The sequence below is a fragment of the Mesorhizobium sp. CNPSo 4670 genome (assembly GCF_057784235.1).
In genome coordinates this window covers 457795-477128 of sequence record NZ_JBWJFQ010000002.1, presented here as the reverse complement: position 1 = coordinate 477128, position 19334 = coordinate 457795, and the positions used below count along the sequence as shown (strand labels likewise).

The following is a 19334-nucleotide window of genomic DNA, read 5'->3' as shown; positions in this document are numbered from 1 at the left end:
TCAGCATTTCGGGAGGAATTTCTGATGGGCATTGAAGGTGTTGGCGCTCGGGTCGCGCGCAAGGAAGACAAACGATTCATCACCGGCGCCGGCCGCTATGTCGACGACATGGTGGTTCCCGGCATGAAGCACGCAGCCTTCGTGCGCAGCCCGCACGCGCACGCGCAGATCAAGAAGATCGACGTCAAGAAGGCTCAAGCCATGCCGGGTGTCATCGGCGTGCTGACCGGCAAGGAGCTCAAGGCCGACGGCATCGGCAACCTCATCTGCGGCTGGATGATCCATTCCAAGGATGGCTCGCCGATGAAGATGGGGGCATGGTCGCCACTCGCTTTCGACCGGGTCCGTTATGTCGGCGATGCCGTCGTCATCGTCGTGGCCGAGACCAAAGGGCAGGCGCGTGATGCCGCCGAGGCGGTCGAGATCACCTACAAGGAGCTGAAGGCCGTCGTCGATGCCTCGAAGGCGATGGACAAGGGCGCACCGCAGATCCACCCCGAGGCCGACAACAATCTGATCTTCGACTGGGACATCGGCAATGCCGACGAGACGGCCGCGGCATTCAGGAAGGCGGCCCATGTTGTCAAGATGGATATTATCAACAATCGCCTCGTGCCCAACGCCATGGAGCCGCGCGCGGCGCTTGGCCACTATGACAAGGCCGAGGACCACTACACCTGCTGGACGACGTCACAGAATCCGCATGTGGCGCGGCTGGTGATGAGCGCCTTCTACAATGTCGCGCCGGAAAACAAGCTGCGCGTCATAGCGCCTGATGTCGGCGGCGGCTTCGGTTCGAAGATCTACATCTATCCCGAAGAGATCGTCTGCCTGTGGGCGTCGAAGAAGACCGGGGTGCCGGTCAAATGGGTGGCCGACCGCACCGAGAGTTTTCTCACCGACGCACATGGCCGTGACCATCACACCCATGCCGAAATGGCTTTCGACAACGATCACAAGATCCTCGGCCTGAAGGTCGAAACCAAGGCCAATCTCGGCGCCTACATGTCGCTGTTCTCGTCGGCGACGCCGACCTACCTCTATGCGACGCTGCTGTCGGGCCAGTACAATATCCCCGCCATCCACGCCAATGTGAAGGCGATCTACACCAACACCGCGCCTGTCGATGCCTATCGCGGGGCAGGGCGGCCGGAAGCAACCTTCGTCATGGAACGCATGATGGAGACCGCCGCGCGCCAGTTCGGCGTCTCACCCGCCGAGTTGCGCCGCAAGAACTTCATCACCTCGTTCCCGCACCAGACGCCGGTCATCATGTGCTACGACGCAGGCGACTATGCCGCTTCGCTCGACGCGGCGATGAAGGCGTCGGACTATGCCGGCTTTGCCAAGCGCAAGGCTGCCGCCGCCAAGAAGGGGCTGCTGCGCGGCATCGGCATGAGCTGCTACATCGAGGCCTGCGGCATCGCGCCGTCGGCGGCGGTCGGCAGTCTTGGCGCCGGCGTCGGTCTGTGGGAATCGGCGGAAGTGCGGGTCAATGCCGTCGGCACGATCGAGGTGCTGACCGGCTCGCACAGCCATGGCCAGGGCCATGAGACGACCTTCGCGCAACTGGTCAACGAGCGCTTCGGCGTGCCGCTCGATTCGGTCTCCATCGTCCATGGGGACACCGACAAGGTGCAGATGGGCATGGGCACCTACGGCTCGCGCTCGGGTGCTGTCGGCATGTCGGCCATCGTCAAGGCGCTCGACAAGGTCGAGGCCAAGGCCAAGAAGATCGCCGCCCATTTGCTCGAGGCGGACGAGGGCGACATCGTCATCGAGAACGGCGCGCTGAAGGTCGCCGGCACGGACAAGAACGTGCCATGGTTCCAGATGGCGCTCGCCGCCTACACCGCCCACAATCTGCCGGGCGGCATGGAGCCCGGGCTGAAGGAAACGGCGTTTTATGATCCGTCGAACTTCACCTTCCCGGCGGGCTGCTACATCTGCGAGGTCGAGGTCGATCCGGAAACAGGCATGACCGAGATCATCCAGTTCGTCGCCGCCGATGATTTCGGCAACATCATCAACCCGATGATCGTCGAGGGCCAGGTGCATGGCGGACTGGCGCAAGGCATCGGCCAGGCGCTGCTCGAAGGCGCCCACTATGACAACAGCGGCCAGCTGCTGACCGCGAGCTACATGGACTACACCATGCCGCGCGCCGGCGACCTGCCGTCGTTCAAGGTCTCGACCTCGAACACGCCATGCCCAGGCAATCCGCTCGGCATCAAGGGCTGCGGCGAGGCCGGCGCCATCGGCTCGCCGCCGGCGGTGATCAACGCCATCACCGACGCCATCGGCAGCAACGATCTTGCCATGCCGGCATCGCCGTCCACCGTGTGGGCAGCGAACCGCGCGACGACGAAACACTGAGGAGGAAGCAATGTATTCGGTCAATTATCACCGCGCCGCCTCGGTCGCAGACGCCGCCAAGCTGATCAAGACGGGCGATGCCAAGCTGCTTTCGGGCGGCATGACGCTGATCCCGGCGATGAAGACGCGACTTGCCGCGCCCTCCGACCTTGTCGACCTGTCGAAGATCAAGGAGCTGCTGGGCGTCAAGGTGTCGGGCAAGACGGTCACCATCGGTGCCGCCACCACGCATTTTGACGTTGCCAATGACGAGAAGCTGAAGAAGGCCTGCCCGGCGCTTGCCCATCTGGCGTCGCTGATCGGCGATCCGGCGGTGCGCCACCGGGGGACGATCGGCGGCTCGATCGCCAACAACGATCCGGCGGCCGACTATCCGGCGGCGCTGCTGGCGCTCGGCGCCACCATCGTCACCAACAAGCGCCAGATCGCCGCCGACAAGTTTTTCAAAGGCCTGTTCGAGACGTCGCTGAAGGAAGGCGAGATCGTTACCGCCGTCACCTTCACGGCGCCGGCCAAGGCGGCCTACGAAAAATTCCGCAACCCGGCATCGCGCTATGCGATCGTCGGCGTGTTCGTGGCCAAGGGCAAGGATGGCGTCAGCGTCGCCGTCACCGGCGCCGGCGATGACGGCGTCTTCCGCTCGAAGGAGATCGAGGCGGCCCTGGCCAAGAATTTCGCGGCCTCGGCGCTCGAAGGCGTGAAAGTGCCGGCGAAGAATTTGATGACCGACATCCACGCCTCGGCCGATTACCGCGCCAATCTGATCGCGGTGATGGCAAAGCGCGCCGTGGCTGCAGCCAACGCCTGACACCATCTGTCGCGGACAAGGAAAGGGGCCACAGCGGCCCCTTTTTCGCGTGCGGCGACCCGCAGACGGTCCAGTCCCTGAAGGAATTGCCCACCACCATTTTTGCTTGAAGCAATTCCGGCACATACTTTCCCTGGACCAGCTTCGGCGGCAATCTCGCACTTGCACAAATTTATCTTGCACTGCAATATGCGGTAGGGCGGGAATGCGAACGGGGTTGGAGCGTGGACCGCCATGCCCTTTCGCATGTCCAATGCAAAGGGATCGGCATGTCCGAAATTTCCGCGACCAGCATGGTTCTGCCCCGATCGACCGCTGAGAGAGCGGCCAGGACAAGACTGGCCTATCTCGATGGCTGGCGCGGCCTGTCGATCGCCCTGGTGCTGATCGGCCATTTCTTTCCCGTTCCCGGAATCAATCTGGGCGTGCTGGGCGTCGAATTCTTCTTCGTGCTCAGCGGCCGGCTGATGGGCGAGATCCTGTTCATCGAGCGCTACCCGCTGAAGAAATTCTTCAAGCGCCGCTTCTCCCGCATCTATCCGGCGCTCCTGGTCTTCGTGATCGTCGCGATGATTGCGCTCTCCGGTACCTTCATCGCCTTCAAATGGAAGGCGGCGCTGACGGCGCTGACATTCACCTACAATTATGCCGGCATTCTCGTTACGCGGGCGGGGGCGCTCGACCATATCTGGTCGCTCTGCATCGAGGAGCATGCCTATATCATCCTGGCGCTGATCAGCGTCGTCGTCTTAAGCCGCTCTCGCGTCGTCGTGCTGCTCCTGGCACTGGCCTTGCTTGCCATGGCCAACGGCGCGGTTTCGTACTGGGTGTTCGGGATGGACTACGAAACCACCTACTGGCGCACCGATGTGCATATCGCGTCGATCCTGCTGTCGGCCTCGATCTGCCTGCTCAAGGCCGACGGCCGGCTGCCGGCGGTGTCCAGCGGCAAGCATGTGGCGCTGGCGGCCTCGATCTGCGCCGTTCTGTTGTTCCTCGATCCGGTGCCGACACCGATCCACTATCTCTTCGCGGTGCCGCTGCTGGCGCTGGCCGTCAACGCACTCGATTTCAGCCCGCGCTATCTGACCGGATTGCTGTCCTCCTGGCCAATGGCGACGCTTGGGCTGTGGTCCTACTCGCTCTATCTGTGGCAGCAGCCGTTCTACAAATTCGTCTATGAGCAAGGCAGCGCCCCGATCCCGATGCTGGCCGGGGTCTTTGTCTGCGCGCTCTGCAGCTACTACGTCATCGAGCGACCGGCACGCGAATGGCTCAACCGCAACTGGTAATGCCGCAGCGCTGTTGGCGCTAAGCCGACCGACGCTTCTTGTCCGTCAGATACCGCTTGAGGCCGGCTTCGCCGCGCGGCGTCGTCCAGCGATGGTTCCATGCGAAGGCCTGCCGCAGCAGCGGTGCGAGGAATTTGAGGATCGGCCGCAGCACGGTGACCTGCCAGGTCAATTGCACATGGGTGCCGGTGCCGGACGGCGACAATTCCGCCCGCCACAGCCCGTCGAAATCGCCAAGGGTTTTCACCACCACCAGCCTGCCGGGTTCGAGTTCGGCGGCCTCGATGATGAAGTTCAGCTCGTAGGGCAGGGCGCCGCGAGCCCGTGCCCTTGCGCGCGAACCGATGGTCGCCTTGCCCTTCCTGTCGAGCGGAACCACCTTTTTGTAGACGTCGCCCCACCACAGCGGCAGCAATTCGGCATCCGAGAGCACCTCCCAGACTTCCTGCGGCGTGCTCTCGGGGATGTGCCAGCTTTCGTCGAAGCGGAAGACGTTGCTCGGCATCGCGTTTCCTCCGGTTGGCGGAAACATTGATATTAGCTGCGGCTTCTTTGCGTGGCCAGCGCCAGCGGGATCAGGCGGAGATTCGCCTGATGTATCAGTCGGAAATCCGTCTGATGTAGTAGCGCACCGCCTTCTTGCCGCCGTGGATGACGGCGTCGCCCGCTTCCGCGAAGCCAAGCGCGGCGTGGAAGGCATCCGAGGCGGGGTTCGGCGGGTCGGTGTTGACCTCGCAGGTGACCAGCGTGTGGCCGGCGCGCTCAACTTGGCCGAACAGATCCTGATAGAGCCGGCGCGCATGGCCGCGGCCACGCGCTTGCGCCGCCACGACGACACGGTCGACATAAACGAAGCGGGGGTAGCGTTCGCGGAACCAGACGAAATTCGGGCTGTCGTAGTGTGCGTCCTGGTCGAAGGTCATGATGAAGGCTTCGAGATCGCCAATACGCCGCGTGTAAAACGCCTCGCCGAGCAGGAAAGACAGCCGTTCGGGCTCCAGCCATGATAGTTCGGCTGCGTGCTCGTTGTTGAGCGCGAGGATCGCCGCTTCGTCTTCGGCCGAGACAAGGCTGATCGGGGTAGCGGTTACGCTCATGCCTTGGCAGCCGCAATGGTGGCCGCCACGAGGTTTGTGTCGGTCAAGGTGTTGCGGTATTCGCGGTCGAGGTCGGAGCCACCCATGCCGACATGCGGGTTGCGGTAGTCCATGGCGCTCGGCACGTCTTTGAGGGCGGCGAAATGCATTTCTGACAACCCGGTCCTTCTGCGCACTTCCGCGATGTTGCCGAGGTCAAGCCCGCCACAGCCGAGGATGACGATGCGGTCCCCGGCCTGTCGAACCAGATCCGCCAACAGCGACATGCCCTCGACCGCCGTGTCGCGCTGGCCGCTGGTCAGCACACGACCGACCTTGCTGCGGATCAGCGTTTCGAGCGCCTCGGCGGGGTCGCGCGTCATGTCGAAGGCGCGGTGGCAGGTGACGTTCAAGGAGCCAGCGGCCTGCGTCAATTCACTCATGCGGGCCTCGTCGATGGTGCCGTCGGCGTTCAGGCAGCCGAACACCACGCCGGGCACGCCGAGGTCGCGCAGCGCGATGACATCGGCGAGCATCGAGGCGTACTCGGTTTCGCTGTAGAGAAAATCGCCGCCGCGCGGCCGCACCATGACGTGGAACGGCACGGTCGCCTGGTGGAGGGCGGCGCGCACCGTGCCGAGGCTCGGCGTGATGCCGCCTTCAATGAGGCTGGCGCACAGTTCGACCCGGTCGGCGCCGGCGGCCTGCGCGGCCAGCAGGCCGTCAATGCCTTCGACACAGATTTCGATCAGCGGCAGGCGAGTTTCTTTGGTCAAGGGGCGATCCAGTTCCATGATATGGCCGCCAGCCCTAGCATCAGGCCGGTTGGTGCGAAAGCGCGAACAGCGCGCCGCCGTTTGGGCCAGGTGGCATTTCCCTGCTTGACACTCTCATAACCAATAAGTTATGGATTATCCCATAGCCGACGGGTTATTGATCTCGCCTGGGCAACGCAGCTTCGTTCTTGATCGACAAGGAGAGTGGACATGACTGAAACCAAATCGATCGTCGTCGAACGCCTGATCCCGCATGCGCCCGAGAAGATATGGCGGGCGCTGACCGTGCCCGAGTTCGTTGCCGAATGGCTGATGCAGAATGATTTCGTGGCGGAAGAGGGACATCGTTTCACCTTGCGGGCGGCGCCGGTTCCGGGCTGGTCCGGCGTGACAAATTGTGTGGTGCTGAGGGTCGAGGCGCCGCGCCTGCTGGCCTACAGCTGGGGCGATGGGACGGAATCGGACAGCGGGCTGAAAACCGTGGTGACCTGGTCGCTCACGCGCGAGGGCGCAGCAACCCGGGTGAGGATGGAGCAGTCGGGATTCCGGCCCGCCGACGAGCGTGGATATGTCGGCATGGGAAGCGGTTGGCCGCGTATCCTCGAGCGGCTCGAACGGGTCGCCGCAAAGCAGGGCTGATAGCCTGACATCACCGGACGACACCAATCAAATTCAAAAGCCTGGATGCGCGGCGTCCGGGCCCGGCAAAACATGCCCTGACGAAGCCTCAAAAAGGAGAAAGACCATGCAAGCGAGAATCAAGAATCCGGTGGTGCTCATTCCCGGCTCCCTGCAGGCGCTGCTGGCGCTGGACAAGTCGACCGAGGCGGCCGAATTGCCCTATGTGACGCGCAAGCTGATCCATCTGCGCGTCAGCCAGATCAACAGCTGCAGCGTTTGCGTCGATATGCATGCGCGGGAGTTGAAGAAGGCCGGCGAAAAGGACGAGCGGATCTTTGCCCTCGCGGCCTGGCGGGAGACGCCGTACTTCACCGATGCCGAACGCGCGGCCCTGGCGCTCGCCGAGGCCGGCACAAGGCTCGCCGACCGGCCCGACGCGGTGCCGGACGATGTCTGGGACGAAGCCGCCCGCCTTTATGACGAAAAGGCGCTTGCCGCCCTGGTCATCCAGATCGCGCTGATCAACGCCTTCAACCGGCTTAGCGCCACGACACGGCAGATGGTCGGCGCCTGGGGGTAGCCGTGGAGCAGAGGCGCGGCCATGCGGTGGCACCACAGGCAGGGTACATCTCCGGCCATTGGACGCGGATGTCAGCCTTGGCCGCTACTGGCGCAACTCCGTGTTCTTGGCGCCTTCCTCGACCTGATCGATCACCAGCAGCTTGACCGGACCGTCGCCGATGTTGGTGGCCTGATGCCACTGGCCGATCATTTCGATGATGAAATCACCGGTCTTGTAGGTGTTGCTGTTGCCGGTCTCGACATTGGTGACTTTCAGCGTCCCGGCCTGAACATAGGCGTAGCGCGGGAAGGGGTGCCTGTGGACCGGCAAGGTCGCACCCGGCGCGATGTCATAAGTCGACACCAGAACCTGCACGTTTTTCTGTGGCAGCGTGATCGGCTGGCCGGAGGCGGTTGTCGTGCGTGATGCCAGCGGCGTCACGACGACGGGCGTGCCGCTGCTGTCCAGCGCGAGGGCGGGGGATGCAAATGACGCGACCGCCAGCAGCAGCCCTGACATCAGAATTTTTCGCATGATTCACTCCACCCCCGCGCCAGCATCGCTCTGCGGCCATCCGCATGCAAGGCATGCCTCTCGCTCCGCTTGCACCTTTTCCGATTCGAACGACGATCCATCGACGCGGGCGGCTTTGTTACGGCTCCATTGCCTTGAGCGCCGCCGGAACCGGATAGTGGGTGCCGTCGTAGCGTAGCCGGTAGGTCCGCTTCACGGACTTGCCTGGATGAGACTGGCACTCGCCATCCTTGTCGGGCAAGGGTTCGTCGGTATCCGCCTGCTCGATCGCTGTGATGTCGTGATAGCCGTGGTGGCTCGCCGCGCTCATCGCCAGGCTGACCTGGCTGGAATGAAAGGAGCCGGCGCAACTCGCGTCGCCTTCGCCGCCATGGCCGGCCACGGCTAGGCCGCCGAGCACCAAGCGCAGGGTGTCGCCGGCGACGGCATAGAGCCGCAGGCCGGTTTCGTCGAAAGGAGTGACCTGCGAATGGGTTGCCAGTTCGATACGCAAGCCAAAGGCGGAGACATCGGGTGCCAACCGATAGCGACCGGTATCGAATTCGACCTTGCGGATGGCTATGGCGTCATCGGTCATCAGGCCGGGCTGGAGCAGGCGCTGGCGCACGCCCAGGCTCTTCCTGTCGGCGACCAGAAGCTCAATATCGCCAACATGCCTGTCTTCGCTGGCTTCGACGCTGTCCATCAGCGGCACTGCGACCAGAAACAGGTCATCATGCGCGGGCCAGATCTTGCAGACCAGGCCAACTGGGGTTTCGTAGTCCGTGAGCGTCAGGGGGATGCTGATATGGGGTTCGAGTGTCAGCGAAGCGCCGTCGACGCTCCTCTTGGCCTTGGGATAGGCCTGCTGCACCAGGGCGACAACATCGCCGCAATCGCCGGCGGCGGCCCAGGCGGGCGACAGACTGGCCGCGGCGAGGCCGAGGAAGAGGGTGCGCAACACTGTTCGCATGGGATTCTCACGTTGCAGGGCCGAGTTCGCTTGGAGATCCGCGTGTAGCACAGTTGTTGCGTTTGGACGGGCCCGGATTTTGCAACGTCACCTTCATCAACAAGATCAGTCTCCGCCCCCCGCGGGTCGATGGAACGAGCGTCTTATATTAGCCGGCAACGATATATTAACGGCTGTGATGCAACCTTTCCTCCATGGGGACGGGGAACACCCTCCTCATCGACGTTTCAACGCGCGCCCTTGGAGCCGCGGGACGCTCGACCAATGCGGAGCAAACGCATGAGTGTCGGAACAGCTCTCGAACAATTGCTGCGATTGATCCATCGCAGGGCAATGAAATTGGCCGCGTTGCCGGAGGATGAAAGGGATTTACACTACGATCTCATTCGCCGCTCATGTTGCGAAGCTGCCGAGAACGTTGGGCAAAGTCCTGACAAGGCAGCAATCACGGCAAACGATATGGTCGAATTTGTTCGCGCACTGGTCGGAATTATTGAAGTGGGTTGTGAATCGGACCAAGAGCAAAGCGCCGACCGCCCGCTGCCAGCACGCCATTTTGGGAGCCGGGAGACTGTCGCCACGCCTAGCGCCGCCGCTTCATTGGTGTCGCCAATTTGGCGTCCCAGGGGGGCCGCTGCCTCACGGTGACGGGCGGCCTTATTTTTCGCTGGCGGCGCCTCAAGACCCCGGCATGGAAGGCGTGGCGACGGTTCGTATCCCTTCCTTCAGCAAAGCAGCGTGGGCAACCAACGCGTCGATGATCACCCGCATACGCGGCGGCACGACGCGGCCGGCGCTCCACAGCAGGTGGATCGGCGCTGTCTCCACAGACGAGCTCATCAGCACCGGCACCAACTCGCCGAGATGCAGGCTGTCGCCCGCGAGCCAGTCGGGCAGGAAGGCAATGCCGCAGCCGGCGACCGCCGCTTGCAACAGCGCATCGCCGTCGCCGATCATTAGCTTGGGTTGCGGCTGGTAAAGCATGGTTCCAATAACGCCATCGGGCAGTGGCCATGGGTTGGTGAAATCGCGCCGGCCGTAGACCAGCAGCGCATGCTGCCTCAGCCCCGGGATATCGGCAGGCGTTCCGGCCGTGGCCAAGTAGGCCGGACTGGCGCACAACAGCGAGCGCTGCGTGCCCAGCCGTCGAGCGGTCAGTGAGGCATTGTCCTCGATAGAACCGACCCGTACTGCGAGGTCGATGCCGTCGTCGACGAGGTCGGTGCGGCGGTCATCGAAGCCGATCTCGAGCCGGAGCGCCGGATGGACCTTGGCTAGCCCGAACAGCACCGGCGCCACCCAGCGGCGGCCAAAGGCGAGCGGCAGAGTGAGCCGCACAACGCCCGCCGGCACCTGTCGTCCGGCGGCAATGAGGTCCTGTGCCTCGCCGAGCCCAGCAAATGCGCGCCGACATGCCTCGTAGTAGATTTCGCCATCGGCCGTCAGGCTCAAGCGGCGAGTTGTGCGGTTGAGCAGGCGCGCGCCCAGCCGCTGCTCGAGTTGCAGTACCTTGCGACCGACGGCCGATTTGGTCAGGCGTAACCGCGCCGCCGCGGCGGTAAAGCTGCCCGCATCGACCGCTTGGACGAAGGCGAGGGCACCGTCAAGGCTGCCAGGTACCAGGCCCATTGTAGAGCTTTCAGCAACGATCTTCCGACGAATTCGCATCATTGTAGCTGAGCGCGCAATGGTAATACAGCCCGAACAAGGTTGGAGATGCGAGATGGGCGACATGACTGAAGCCTGGCACATGACCGGGTTCGGGCTCGACAAGCTGGTGCGCAAGACGGTGCGGTTGCCGTCGGTCGGCCGGCGCGCGCTGTTGGTCGCGGTGCGTGCGGTGGCGCTCAACTTCAAGGACCTGCTGTTGATCGATGGCAAGCTGCCGGCGATGTCGCTGCCTTTCGTACCGGTGTCGGACGCAGTGGGCGAAGTGGTCGCGATCGGGCCCGAAGTGACGCGTTTCCGCGTCGGCGACCGTGTATTGGGTCAGGTCATTGCCGATTGGCCCGACGGCGATGCGCCGACGGTGTTGCACAAGCAGACGCTGGGGGTGTCGCTGCCGGGCGTGCTGGCGCGCGAAGTTGTGTTGGGCGAGGACGCCGCGGTGCTGGCTCCGGTTTCACTCAGCGACGGGGAAGCCGCGACGTTGCCGATCGCGGCGCTTACCGCCTGGTCGGCGTTGGTCGAGTTCGGCCGGTCGCGACCGGGTACGACCGTGCTCATCGAAGGAACCGGCGGCGTGGCACTATTTGCGCTGCAATTCGCGCTGGCCTTTGGGCAGGTGCCTATCCTGCTGTCGCGCCACGCCGACAAGCTCGAACGCGCCCGGATGCTAGGTGCAAAGCTCTGCGACGACACCAGCATCAACCCCGACTGGACCGCAGAGGTGCGGGCTCTCACGAGCGGGCGCGGGGTGGACCATGTGCTGGAACTGATCGGCGACGCCAATCTGCGGCAATCGATCGAGACGGTGGCAGCCGGCGGGCGGGTGTCCCTCATCGGTCAGCTTGCGGGTACCGAGTTGTCCGTGCCGACGCCGGTGCTCACACGCAACCGCATTACACTTCAAGGCATCGCCACGGGCTCCCGGCGGCAGTTCGAGCGCATGAACGTGGCAATCGAGGCGCTGGGCGTCAGACCGGTGATCGATGCCGTCTACCCGTTCGAGGATGTCCACGAGGCGTTCGCGCACCAGCGGCGCGGGCCGTTCGGCAAGGTTGTGGTCAGTCTCGGATAAAAGCCGAGGCCTGCCTGTCTCTTCCACCAGCGGAGATCTCGACCACTTCGCCCGAACGTGCCGTTCGAAAAATTCCGTCGTAACAGTGCTAGCAATCAAACTTAGGCGCAGGCGCCTTCAGGAGGTAGTTTGATGCGTTGTCACGTATGGAAAGACGCGACCAACGTCCCGTTTATCAAGATCTGGAGTTGATTTTGCGCCACGCCTCGTACTCTCCGCGGGCATCGTCATGCAGAGGATAATATCGTTGCAAGGACCCGCCTTCCATGAGCTTCGCTCGTGAGAACTCCTCCCAATCGTGATGCTTCTGCGATTCATCGATCACTTTTGCGGCCATTGCCACGGGAAGCACCACCACCCCGTCGTCGTCGGCGATGATGATGTCGCCGGGGATCACCGTGACGCCGCCACAGGCAATCGGAACGTTGACGGCATTGGGATAGATGCTGGTCTGCACATGATAATTTGGCGTCCAGCCGCGCAGCCATAGCGGCAGATCGAGCTTTTCGACATTGGGCCGGTCGCGCATGCATCCATCGATGACGATACCCGCGCCGCCTCTGCCCTTGAAATAAGTCGACATCATATCGCCGAAGACGCCAGAGCTCATGTCGCCACGCGCGTCGACCACGACCACGTCGCCCTCCTGCGCGTGATAGAGCACGTGCCGGTGCAGTTGCGTCTCCGGATCGGCATATTCTCCCTCGTTGAAGAGGTCCGGCCGTTGCGGCAGGAACTGCAGCGTCAGCGCCGGCCCGACGATCGACTTCCCGCGGTTCTGCGGCACGGGACCGACCATGTGCGGATTGCGGAAACCCATGTGGCCAAGCGTGCCGGCAACCGTCGCGGCGCCGATTTCCCTCAGCGCGTCGATCAGGTCTTTAGGCGGCCGCGTAATGTCGGGGGTATGCGTCATTTTTAGACTCCGGTGAATGGAACTACCAGTTGGTAACAGAACCGTCGCGGCGCTTGAGGTGAGGCGCTTCCCAAAAACGAAAGCTCTCCGCCTGGACGGCCTCTTCGTTGACCTCGACGCCGAGCCCCGGCAGGTCGCTGACTGGATAGTCGGGTCCGTCGAGCCGTGGTTGCACAGGGAAGAAGTCGGAATTGTCGAAGCCCAGCTTTCTTTCGGGCACCCGGGTCTCGAGCCACGCGAAGTTGGGTACCGCGGCGGCGAGATGCACGGTCGCGGCCGTGCACACTGGGCCAAGGGGATTGTGCGGCATCAGGTCCACATAGTGCGCCTCGCTCCAGCCAGCGACTTTCATCGCCTCGGTGAACCCGCCGACATTGCAGATATCGAGCCGGTTGAACTGATGGATGCCGCGCTCGATGTAGGGAAGGAACTGCCACTTGCTGGCAAATTCCTCGCCGATGGCAAAGGGGATGTCGGTCATCGTCCGCAAGGATTCGTAGGCCTCCGGTGTCTCGTCGCGTATCGGCTCCTCGAGGAAATCAAGCACGCCACGGCCGAGCTTGTTGCAGAAGCTCGCCGCCTCGGCCACCGACAGCCGATGGTGATAGTCGATGCCGAGGACGACGTCGTCGCCCAGCGCCTCGCGCGCCTTGTTCAGCATGGTCGCAGTAACGCCGATCGACTCGCGAGGCTCGAAGATGTCCCTGCTACTTTGCCCGACGGGGAAGAAGCGGATCGCCTGCCACCCCTGTGCGCGCAGTTCGCGGGCTCGCTCGATGGCAACATCGCCCTCGGCCTCGTCTCCGGTCGAGGCGAAGGTCGGGATGCGGTCACGCTGCTTGCCGCCGAGCAGTTCGTAGACCGGCACTCCAAGCGCCTTGCCCTTGATGTCGTGAAGGGCGATGTCGATGGCGGAAATCGCCGCCTGCAGAACGCGCCCGCCTTCGAAGTACTGGCTGCGATAGACTTCCTGCCAGATCCGCCCGATCTGCATGGGATCGCGGCCGATGAGAAACTCGCGATAGTGCTCGACCGCGCCGGCCACGGCCCTCTCGCGGCCGCTCAAGCCGCTCTCGCCCCAGCCGAAAATGCCGTGATCGGTCTCGACCTTGACGAGCATCTGGTTGCGCGTTCCAACCCACACCGGATAGGGCTTGATCGCAGTAATCTTAAGCTTCGTAGTCATCCAAGCCCACGTCCCACAAGCATCCGCCCGGTCTCAATCGGCCTTGAGGGCCATTTCAGTTTCGCCGTCGAACAGATGCATGCGCTCCTGGTCGAACTCGAGCCAGATCTGCTCGTCGGGCGCGACGGCAATGGTCGGCGGCACGCTGACATTGACGATCGCGCCGGACAGGAACGCCTGCACGAAGGTGACGTCTCCGGTCGGCTCCACCGTGTAGGCCTTTGCCGGGACGCTGCCTGGCACCGCACTCTTGTGGAGCTGGATCGTCGAGTGACGTGCGCCGAGCACGACTTTCTTGGTCGTTGCCCCCGCGACTTTGCGGGCGTTGCGCGGCGAGAGCTCGAGGGTCCAGCCCTCCGCGCTGGTCAACACGGCGTTGCCGTTCGCTGTCGATGCCTGCAGCGGAATAAGACTCATCGCCGGGCTGCCGATGAAGCTTGCGACGAACATGTTCATCGGATGGGCAAAGACCTGCGCCGGTGAATCGTATTGCTGCAAGAAGCCGCCGTTCATCACCGCCATCTTGTCGGCCATGGTCACGGCTTCGAGCTGGTCGTGCGTCACATAGATGATCGTCGCCTTGAGGTCCTGGTGGAAGCGCTTGATCTCCGACCGCATCTGCACGCGCAGCTTGGCATCGAGATTGGAGAGCGGCTCGTCCATGAGGAACACGGCCGGGTCGCGGACGAGGGCACGGCCCAGGGCTACACGCTGCTGCTGCCCGCCGGAAAGTTCGCGCGGCTTGCGCTCGAGCAGGTGCGTCATGTCGAGCACTCGCGCCGCGTCCTTGACCTTCTTGTCGATCTCGTCCCTAGGCAATTTGCGCATCTGCAGCGGGAACGCCAGGTTCTTATAGACGGATTTCTGCGGATAGAGCGCGTAGTTCTGGAACACCATTGCGATGTCCCGGTCCTTGGGGTCGAGGTCGTTGACCACCCGGTCGCCGATGACGATGTCGCCCGACGTGATCGGGATCAGCCCCGCAACGAGATTGAGCGTGGTTGTCTTGCCGCAGCCTGAAGGACCGACGAGCGCAACGAACTCGCCGTCGTTGACCGTCAGCGAAACGTTGTTGACAGCTTTGAAGCCGCCATAGGTCTTGACGAGATCTTTGAGGACCACGTGGGCCATCGGCAACTCCTTAGTGTTTGACCGCGCCTTCTGTAAGGGCGCGTACGAAGTATCGCTGCAGGACGAGGAACAACACGACGACGGGCACGCTCATCATAAAGCTGGCCGCCATCAGGCCCGGAAAGTCCGTCGTGTTTTCCGAGAAGAAGCGCTGGATGCCGACCGGCAGGGTCAACTGCTCGTTCTTGGAGAGGAAGGTGTAGGCGTAGATGTACTCGTTCCACGCGCCGATGAAGGAATAGATCGCCGTGGCGATGATTCCGGGCGTCGAAAGCGGCATCACGATCAGGATGAAGGCCTGGAACCGCGTTGCCCCGTCGATGCGCGCCGCCTGCTCGAGCTGCACCGGGATGTTGTCGTAGAAGCCCTTGAGCAGCCAGATCGCCAGCGGCAGGCCGAAAGTGAGATAGGTGAGGATCAGCGAGCCATGCGTGTTCACCAGCCCGAGCATGCGCATCAATATGAACAGCGGCACGAGAAAGATCACCGCCGGGAACATGTTGCGCAGCAGCACGGCGAAGAACAGGAAGTTCCGGCCAGGGAAACGGAAGCGCGAGAAGGCGTAGGCCGCCGGGACAGCCACGATCACCGAAAGGATCGTCGTGACGGTCGACACGAAAAGGCTGTTCCAGAAGAAGCGGAGGAAGTCCTGGCCGACGCTGTTCTGCGGATCGAGCAGCTTCTGGTAGCTGGCGAGGGTAGGCTCGTCTGGCCACCATTGCGGCGGGAATTGCATCGCCGCGAAGCCGGACTTGATCGAGGTGAGCAGCATCCAGATCATCGGCAACGCGGTGTAAAGCAGCATGAACACAAGGAAGATGCGCCCGCCCCACCGCCATCCGTCAACGCGTATGCGGCGACGGGTCTGACCCCGAGGGGCTGTCTCGGCAATCGTGCTCATGCGCTCCCCTCTTTGCGTTCGTTGCCGCTTAGCGCACGGACATAGAAATAGCCCAGCGTCATCAGGATGAGGAACAGGAGCACCGAATAGGCCGATGCCACGCCCCAGAGCTGGCGTCCGAAGGCGAGCTCATAAATATGGGTGATCCAGATATGCGATGCGTTGGACGGCCCGCCGCCGGTCATGATCCAGGGGATGATGAAGGAATTGAAGTTGGCCACTGCGAGCAGCAGGATGGTTACCGTCGAGACGCTGCTCAGATGCGGGAAGGTGACGTGCCAGAAGCGCTGCCACGCACTGGCCCCGTCGACTTTTGCGGCGCTCAGCAGCTGTTCGGGGACCGTCTGCAGGCCAGCCATCATCATGATCATGGCAAACGGAAACTCGCGCCAGATATTGACGACGATCAGGGAGGGAAGCACCGTGCTGACGTTGTCGATGAAATTCGGCGGCCGGTCGGCCAATCCGAGACCGACCAGCACCGCACCGATGACCCCGAAGTCCGAATGGTAGATCCACTTCCAGATGTAGGAGGCGGCGACGGCGCTGATAACCCAGGGAATGATCAGGATAGCGCGCAGGACGCCGCGGCCGATAAAGTCGCGGTGGAGCGCCAGCGCGGAGCCAAACCCCAGGACAAAGGAGATGAAAGTTGAGGCCAGTGTCCAGATCATCGTGTTCCAGGTGACTTTCCAGAACACCGGACTGGTGAGGATGTTCGTGTAGTTGTCGAAGCCGACGTAGATCTTGTCGCGCAGCTGTAGGCCAGGCGGCGTCTTAAAAAACGACAGCTCGATTGTGTAATAGATCGGATAGGCGATGACGATGAGCATCACGGCGATCGCCGGGAGCACGTACGCGTAGTCGGCGCGATGCTCCCATATCTTCCAGAACACGCCGGACCAACCGGATTGCAATCTTCGGCGAGCCTCGGCCTTACCGGTCACGATCGTCACTGTGGCGCGCCCTTATTTTCCTCGGAACGAACCGGCTGCACCGTCGGTGCGGCCGGTCGGATCGTAAGTCAGGTTCAAACTAGAGCTTGCCCTCTACTAGGCTCTTCACCTTTTCGGCCGCGTCGTCCGCTGCCTGGTCGACGGTCATCGCTCCGGTCAGGGCATTCTGCAGCATGTCCGGGACGATGATGTTCATGATCTCGGGAGACTGCGGCAGCGCTGGAAACGGGATGCCGTATGGCAGCATCGACGTCGTGACATCGAGGAACTTGATGCTGTCCAGACGTTCCTTCATCCATTTGGTCTTGAAGCCGTTGAGGTTGCCCGGGTTCGAGCCGGCGTAGGCCATCTTCAGCGACCATTCAGGGCTCGTCCACATGCAGATGATGGCCTTTGCAGCCGGCTCGTCCACCTTGCCGCCCTCGACATATTCGGGCTTCAGGATGTGAATGTTCGAGCCGCCGAATACAACGGCGCGCTTGCCGTCTGGGCCAGTCGGAATCAGCCCGTAGCGCATGTTGTCGATGACGGTCTGCGCCTTGTCCTTGTCGGTGCCCGTCGCCTTTTTCTGCAGGTCTAGCATGACGTTGTAGTCGGACGGGTGCGAGACCATCATGCCGAGTTGGCCGGCGAGGAACAGCGGCTGGTTATCGGCCTGCTGGTTGGTGAGTGCCGACACCGGAACCGACTTGTCGCGAACATACATATCGTACGAGGCTTGCAGCGCCGCCTTGCTCTGGGGACTATTGAGTTCGACCTCCTTGTAGGTCGGGTTTGCGGTGGCTTCGTCGAAGACGCCGCCGCCATAGGCCCACAGTTGCGGCATGAAGCGGTATGGCGTGTTGCCGGCATTCTTGCGAGCCACGAGGCCATAGCCGGAAATGCCGAGCTTGTCGTGGATCTGCTTGGAATACTTGACCACGTCATCCCAGGTCGCTGGAGCCTTGTCCGGATCGAGGCCCGCACGCTTGAAGATGTCGGCGTTCCAGATGAACGCCATCGTCTCGTTGTTGGTCGGAATACCGTAGGTCACTCCGTCCCAGGTCACCGCCTTCATGGCGCCGGGCCAGAAATCCTCGGTCGAATACCCCACATCCTCGGGCTTGAGCGGCTGCAGATATCCCTTTGCGGCGAACTCGGTACCACCCAGGATTTGCAGGCGGACCGCCATCGGCGCGGCATTGCCCAGGAGCGCGGTGCGGAACTTGTCGAGAAGGTCGTTGTAGGTGAGGGCTTGTTCCTCGAGCTGGATGTTTGGATAGGTCTTGCGGAAGGTCTCGAAGAAGTCCTTGTAGTACTGGCGCAGGAGGTCGGGATCGCCCTCGAACACGCCCTGATACCAGAAAGTCAGTCGCCCCTTGTAGTCGAGGGGGGTGACTTTGCCGCAATCGGCCGCCGTATCAAAATCCTGCGTGCCCGCAATGGAACGCACATATTCCGGCGACCACTTGCTCAAATCGACCGGCGGCGCACCCAGCGCCGACGCGGACAGCGATACCACTAAAGCAGTGGAGACGGTGCCGCGCAGGACGGCACCACCGAGTGTAATCCTCGTCATAGGTATCCTCCAGGTTCTCTCCCACGCCGCTTTGCTTCGAGGCAAGCGGTCCATGCTCGTTCGATCGCGGAACGTCGTCCTGTTCTGTGTATCCCTTCGAGCACTTTGTACGTTTTCAGATCATGGATTGTCTGTCAACGCGATAAATCGTACATTGTTTATGGAAACTGTGCGTGATATCGATTAAAGTGTGTATTGAATTGGGGAGCCGGCCTTGGCCGAAACAAGCGATTTTAAAGCAGAGCCACCCGCGGGGATTGATCCCATCGGGGCCTCCAGCGAGGGCGCCTCGCTTTATGAACTGATCAGGGAAGACATCATCGAGGGGCGACTTGCCGCCAACGAGCGGCTTGTGGTGACCGATCTCGCCCGGCGTCACGGCACCTCGACCAACCCCGTGCGCGAGGCTCTGCAGCTGTTGCGCGGGGAGGGCTTCGTCACCTTTGTCGCCAACCGCGGGGCGCGCGTCCGGCCCATAGATCAGGATTTTGTCCGCGATATCTACGAGATCGGAGTCCTGATCGAGCCAGCCCTGACGCGATGGTTTGTGAATATGGCGACCGTCGAAGACATTGCCGAACTCGAACGCATCCAAGGCCTGATTGAAGAGAACAACTTTGCCGACACGTTCAGGCACAGTGAACTGGATACCGCCTTTCACACCGTGATGTACCAGCGGCACTATAACCGCCATGCCGCCGAGCTTTGGTGGAAGCATCGCGAGGTGCTGCGGGCCGTGAGCCGGCGATTCAATTTCACGCTCGCACGGCGCGCCGCAATCCTTCGCGAGCATCGCGAACTCATCGCACTCGTGAAGGCGGGAGAGGCAGACAAGGCCGCCGACCTCATTTCCCGCCATGTCGAGGGTTCCGGCCGGCATGTTCTCGAACAGATGCGTGCGCGCAACGCCGCTCGGGCCGGATAGCCTCTCCAATCTGGAACATCGTTA

The 19334-nt window shown here is 62.5% G+C and carries 20 protein-coding genes; 8 read left to right on the top strand and 12 right to left on the bottom strand.

The window, feature by feature from the left end:
• Positions 1–24: 24 nt before the first annotated feature.
• The 3 genes from AC0ZT5_RS05745 to AC0ZT5_RS05735 all read left to right on the top strand — a co-directional run bounded on the left by AC0ZT5_RS05745 (position 25) and on the right by AC0ZT5_RS05735 (position 4476).
• Entirely contained in the window at positions 25–2376 is a 2352-nt protein-coding gene (locus AC0ZT5_RS05745) for a xanthine dehydrogenase family protein molybdopterin-binding subunit (RefSeq protein ID WP_488495621.1), read from the top strand.
• A 10-nt stretch (positions 2377–2386) separates the two neighbouring features.
• The gene (locus tag AC0ZT5_RS05740) at positions 2387–3184 is read left to right on the top strand and encodes an FAD binding domain-containing protein (RefSeq protein WP_488495620.1); all 798 of its coding nucleotides are present in this window, start codon (positions 2387–2389) and stop codon (positions 3182–3184) included.
• Positions 3185–3453: 269 nt separating this feature from the next.
• On the top strand, positions 3454–4476 hold the full coding sequence (locus tag AC0ZT5_RS05735) for an acyltransferase family protein (protein ID WP_488495619.1): 1023 nt from the start codon (positions 3454–3456) through the stop codon (positions 4474–4476).
• 19 nt (positions 4477–4495) lie between these two features.
• Here AC0ZT5_RS05735 and AC0ZT5_RS05730 read toward each other — a convergent pair whose 3' ends face one another.
• The 3 genes from AC0ZT5_RS05730 to AC0ZT5_RS05720 all read right to left on the bottom strand — a co-directional run bounded on the left by AC0ZT5_RS05730 (position 4496) and on the right by AC0ZT5_RS05720 (position 6346).
• Complete coding sequence (locus AC0ZT5_RS05730) at positions 4496–4981, bottom strand: SRPBCC family protein (RefSeq protein ID WP_488495618.1); 486 nt, start codon at positions 4979–4981, stop codon at positions 4496–4498.
• A gap of 94 nt (positions 4982–5075) precedes the next feature.
• Entirely contained in the window at positions 5076–5573 is a 498-nt protein-coding gene (locus AC0ZT5_RS05725) for a GNAT family N-acetyltransferase (protein ID WP_488495617.1), read from the bottom strand.
• Entirely contained in the window at positions 5570–6346 is a 777-nt protein-coding gene (locus tag AC0ZT5_RS05720; RefSeq protein ID WP_488495616.1) for a copper homeostasis protein CutC, read from the bottom strand. Before AC0ZT5_RS05720 ends, AC0ZT5_RS05725 begins: the two co-directional genes overlap by 4 nt.
• 192 nt (positions 6347–6538) lie before the next feature.
• On the opposite strand from AC0ZT5_RS05720, the gene AC0ZT5_RS05715 reads away from it, so the two are divergent.
• Together AC0ZT5_RS05715 and AC0ZT5_RS05710 are read left to right on the top strand one after the other, a co-directional pair.
• On the top strand, positions 6539–6967 hold the full coding sequence (locus tag AC0ZT5_RS05715; RefSeq protein WP_488495615.1) for an SRPBCC family protein: 429 nt from the start codon (positions 6539–6541) through the stop codon (positions 6965–6967).
• A gap of 106 nt (positions 6968–7073) precedes the next feature.
• Entirely contained in the window at positions 7074–7529 is a 456-nt protein-coding gene (locus AC0ZT5_RS05710) for a carboxymuconolactone decarboxylase family protein (protein WP_488495614.1), read from the top strand.
• An 84-nt stretch (positions 7530–7613) separates the two neighbouring features.
• On the opposite strand, the gene AC0ZT5_RS05705 is transcribed toward AC0ZT5_RS05710, so the two are convergent.
• The gene (locus AC0ZT5_RS05705) at positions 7614–8045 is read right to left on the bottom strand and encodes a cupin domain-containing protein (protein ID WP_488495613.1); all 432 of its coding nucleotides are present in this window, start codon (positions 8043–8045) and stop codon (positions 7614–7616) included.
• A gap of 118 nt (positions 8046–8163) precedes the next feature.
• Entirely contained in the window at positions 8164–8997 is an 834-nt protein-coding gene (locus AC0ZT5_RS05700; RefSeq protein ID WP_488495612.1) for a PA3715 family protein, read from the bottom strand.
• A 279-nt stretch (positions 8998–9276) separates the two neighbouring features.
• Between AC0ZT5_RS05700 and AC0ZT5_RS05695 the strand changes: the two genes are divergently transcribed.
• Positions 9277–9645, top strand: a complete 369-nt coding sequence (locus tag AC0ZT5_RS05695) for a hypothetical protein (protein ID WP_477288109.1) — start codon at positions 9277–9279, stop codon at positions 9643–9645.
• A 30-nt stretch (positions 9646–9675) separates the two neighbouring features.
• On the opposite strand, the gene AC0ZT5_RS05690 is transcribed toward AC0ZT5_RS05695, so the two are convergent.
• Positions 9676–10626, bottom strand: coding sequence for a LysR family transcriptional regulator (locus tag AC0ZT5_RS05690; RefSeq protein ID WP_488495611.1), 951 nt, complete (start codon positions 10624–10626; stop codon positions 9676–9678).
• Positions 10627–10720: 94 nt separating this feature from the next.
• Between AC0ZT5_RS05690 and AC0ZT5_RS05685 the strand changes: the two genes are divergently transcribed.
• Positions 10721–11737 carry a zinc-dependent alcohol dehydrogenase family protein gene (locus AC0ZT5_RS05685; RefSeq protein WP_488495610.1) on the top strand — a complete coding sequence of 339 codons (1017 nt, stop codon included), beginning with the start codon at positions 10721–10723 and terminating at the stop codon, positions 11735–11737.
• Positions 11738–11912: 175 nt separating this feature from the next.
• Here AC0ZT5_RS05685 and AC0ZT5_RS05680 read toward each other — a convergent pair whose 3' ends face one another.
• The 6 genes from AC0ZT5_RS05680 to AC0ZT5_RS05655 form a co-directional block, all read right to left on the bottom strand.
• Entirely contained in the window at positions 11913–12653 is a 741-nt protein-coding gene (locus tag AC0ZT5_RS05680) for a ribonuclease activity regulator RraA (RefSeq protein ID WP_488495609.1), read from the bottom strand.
• 22 nt (positions 12654–12675) lie between these two features.
• Positions 12676–13839 (bottom strand): mandelate racemase/muconate lactonizing enzyme family protein, encoded by a 1164-nt coding sequence (locus tag AC0ZT5_RS05675; RefSeq protein ID WP_488495608.1) that lies wholly within the window; start codon positions 13837–13839, stop codon positions 12676–12678.
• A gap of 33 nt (positions 13840–13872) precedes the next feature.
• The gene (locus tag AC0ZT5_RS05670; RefSeq protein WP_488495607.1) at positions 13873–14970 is read right to left on the bottom strand and encodes an ABC transporter ATP-binding protein; all 1098 of its coding nucleotides are present in this window, start codon (positions 14968–14970) and stop codon (positions 13873–13875) included.
• A gap of 10 nt (positions 14971–14980) precedes the next feature.
• Positions 14981–15871 (bottom strand): carbohydrate ABC transporter permease, encoded by an 891-nt coding sequence (locus tag AC0ZT5_RS05665; RefSeq protein ID WP_488495606.1) that lies wholly within the window; start codon positions 15869–15871, stop codon positions 14981–14983.
• Positions 15868–16827, bottom strand: a complete 960-nt coding sequence (locus tag AC0ZT5_RS05660) for a carbohydrate ABC transporter permease (RefSeq protein ID WP_488495605.1) — start codon at positions 16825–16827, stop codon at positions 15868–15870. Before AC0ZT5_RS05660 ends, AC0ZT5_RS05665 begins: the two co-directional genes overlap by 4 nt.
• 79 nt (positions 16828–16906) lie before the next feature.
• A complete protein-coding gene (locus AC0ZT5_RS05655) occupies positions 16907–18385 on the bottom strand; it encodes an ABC transporter substrate-binding protein (protein WP_477288125.1) in 1479 nt (492 codons plus the stop codon).
• Positions 18386–18599: 214 nt separating this feature from the next.
• Between AC0ZT5_RS05655 and AC0ZT5_RS05650 the strand changes: the two genes are divergently transcribed.
• Positions 18600–19310 carry a GntR family transcriptional regulator gene (locus AC0ZT5_RS05650; protein ID WP_477227464.1) on the top strand — a complete coding sequence of 237 codons (711 nt, stop codon included), beginning with the start codon at positions 18600–18602 and terminating at the stop codon, positions 19308–19310.
• Positions 19311–19334 lie beyond the last annotated feature (24 nt).

Coding starts and splice junctions, on each gene's coding strand:
- AC0ZT5_RS05695 (WP_477288109.1), top strand. CDS start 9,277: ATGAGTGTCGGAACAGCTCTCGAACAATTGCTGCGATTGATCCATCGC.
- AC0ZT5_RS05690 (WP_488495611.1), bottom strand. CDS start 10,626: ATGGGCCTGGTACCTGGCAGCCTTGACGGTGCCCTCGCCTTCGTCCAA.
- AC0ZT5_RS05745 (WP_488495621.1), top strand. CDS start 25: ATGGGCATTGAAGGTGTTGGCGCTCGGGTCGCGCGCAAGGAAGACAAA.
- AC0ZT5_RS05730 (WP_488495618.1), bottom strand. CDS start 4,981: ATGCCGAGCAACGTCTTCCGCTTCGACGAAAGCTGGCACATCCCCGAG.
- AC0ZT5_RS05725 (WP_488495617.1), bottom strand. CDS start 5,573: ATGAGCGTAACCGCTACCCCGATCAGCCTTGTCTCGGCCGAAGACGAA.
- AC0ZT5_RS05655 (WP_477288125.1), bottom strand. CDS start 18,385: ATGACGAGGATTACACTCGGTGGTGCCGTCCTGCGCGGCACCGTCTCC.
- AC0ZT5_RS05715 (WP_488495615.1), top strand. CDS start 6,539: ATGACTGAAACCAAATCGATCGTCGTCGAACGCCTGATCCCGCATGCG.
- AC0ZT5_RS05700 (WP_488495612.1), bottom strand. CDS start 8,997: ATGCGAACAGTGTTGCGCACCCTCTTCCTCGGCCTCGCCGCGGCCAGT.
- AC0ZT5_RS05670 (WP_488495607.1), bottom strand. CDS start 14,970: ATGGCCCACGTGGTCCTCAAAGATCTCGTCAAGACCTATGGCGGCTTC.
- AC0ZT5_RS05705 (WP_488495613.1), bottom strand. CDS start 8,045: ATGCGAAAAATTCTGATGTCAGGGCTGCTGCTGGCGGTCGCGTCATTT.
- AC0ZT5_RS05665 (WP_488495606.1), bottom strand. CDS start 15,871: ATGAGCACGATTGCCGAGACAGCCCCTCGGGGTCAGACCCGTCGCCGC.
- AC0ZT5_RS05735 (WP_488495619.1), top strand. CDS start 3,454: ATGTCCGAAATTTCCGCGACCAGCATGGTTCTGCCCCGATCGACCGCT.
- AC0ZT5_RS05740 (WP_488495620.1), top strand. CDS start 2,387: ATGTATTCGGTCAATTATCACCGCGCCGCCTCGGTCGCAGACGCCGCC.
- AC0ZT5_RS05720 (WP_488495616.1), bottom strand. CDS start 6,346: ATGGAACTGGATCGCCCCTTGACCAAAGAAACTCGCCTGCCGCTGATC.
- AC0ZT5_RS05710 (WP_488495614.1), top strand. CDS start 7,074: ATGCAAGCGAGAATCAAGAATCCGGTGGTGCTCATTCCCGGCTCCCTG.
- AC0ZT5_RS05675 (WP_488495608.1), bottom strand. CDS start 13,839: ATGACTACGAAGCTTAAGATTACTGCGATCAAGCCCTATCCGGTGTGG.
- AC0ZT5_RS05685 (WP_488495610.1), top strand. CDS start 10,721: ATGGGCGACATGACTGAAGCCTGGCACATGACCGGGTTCGGGCTCGAC.
- AC0ZT5_RS05680 (WP_488495609.1), bottom strand. CDS start 12,653: ATGACGCATACCCCCGACATTACGCGGCCGCCTAAAGACCTGATCGAC.